This window comes from Streptomyces sp. NPDC050448, assembly GCF_040655295.1.
In the GTDB taxonomy this organism is placed as follows: domain Bacteria; phylum Actinomycetota; class Actinomycetes; order Streptomycetales; family Streptomycetaceae; genus Streptomyces.
In genome coordinates this window covers 1-1,446 of sequence record NZ_JBFAJR010000132.1, presented here as the reverse complement: position 1 = coordinate 1,446, position 1,446 = coordinate 1, and the positions used below count along the sequence as shown (strand labels likewise).

The 1,446-nt window shown below is 70.1% G+C and carries 1 protein-coding gene; it reads right to left on the bottom strand.

Annotated features, from left to right (window positions below; genetic code table 11):
- Positions 1 to 1,446: acyltransferase domain-containing protein (locus tag AB0I68_RS39070; RefSeq protein WP_363182208.1), on the bottom strand; the 1,446-nt coding region annotated here is incomplete at both ends.

Below are 1,446 nucleotides of genomic sequence, written 5' to 3'. Positions count from 1 at the left end.
ACCACACCAGCCACAGACCCAACACCAGCCAGCAGACCTGCAAGACCCTCACGGTCCGCACCCGGCTCCACCACAACCCGGCGCACCCCAGCGCCACGTCCGGCCAGAGCCTCCACGACAGCCGCGTCATCCACACTCGCAGCCGGCACGATGACCAGCCACTCACCCGACAGCACAGCACCCGCGGTGCCCTCCGTCAGCGGCTTCCACGACACCCGGTACCGCCAGGCATCCACCTCGGACTGGGTCCGCAAGCCCCGGCGCCACGCCGACAGCGCCGGCAGGACCGAGCCCCAGGCGCCCTCGTCCTCGACATCCAGCGTGCCCACGAGCGACGCGAGGTCCTCGCGCTCCACGGCATCCCAGAAGCGGGAGTCCGCGTCATAGCCCGCGACACTGCGACCAGCGCCCGTCAGCTGGAGCCAGTAGCGCTGGCGCTGGAAGGCGTACGTCGGCAGCTCCACCCGACCGGCACCCGCACCGGCGAGGAACGCAGCCCAGTCGACGGCCACACCCCGCACGTGCGCCTGAGCCAGGGCCGAGACCACGGACTCGGCCTCGGGGCGGCCGTTCCGCAGGGCGGGCACGAAGACCGTGCCTTCACCCGTCACGCCCTCCTGGCCCATCGCCGAGAGAACACCGCCTGGACCCAGCTCCAGGTAGGTCGTCACCCCAGCCTCGTCCAGGAAGCGGATGCCGTCGAGGAAGCGGACGGCCTCACGGACATGCCGCACCCAGAACTCGGCCGAGCCCATCTCGTCCGAGACGAGGGCACCGGTCAGGTTGGAGACGACCGGGATCCGCGGAGCGGCGAACTCCAGCCCCGCCACGACCTCACGGAAGTCGCCCAGCATGCCGTCCATGTGCGGCGAGTGGAAGGCGTGGCTGACGGTGAGCCGCTTGCTCTTGCGGTCGGCGAAAGCCTCCACCACCGCGAGCGCAGCGTCCTCGTCACCGGCAACGACCACCGACTCCGGGCCGTTGACGGCCGCGATACTCACCCGGTCGTTCAGCAGCGGCAGGACCTCGTCCTCCGACGCCTGGAGGGCGATCATCACACCACCACCCGGCAGCCCCTGCATCAGACGACCACGGGCAGCGACGAGCCGGCACGCGTCCGCCAGCGAGAACACACCCGCGACATGCGCAGCTGCGATCTCACCGATCGAATGACCGGCGAGGAAGTCCGGCCGCACACCCCACGACTCGACGAGACGGAACAGCGCCACCTCGACCGTGAACAGCGCAGGCTGCGTGTACTCCGTACGGTCCAGCAGCTCCGCATCACCGCCGAACAGCACGTCCTTCAGCGGCACATCGAGATCGAACCGGGCGCACACCGCGTCCAGCGCATCCGCGAACACCGGGTAGGCGTCGTACAGCTCACGGCCCATCCCAAGACGCTGGCTGCCCTGCCCGGTGAACAGGAAGGCGGTCTTCCCGCCC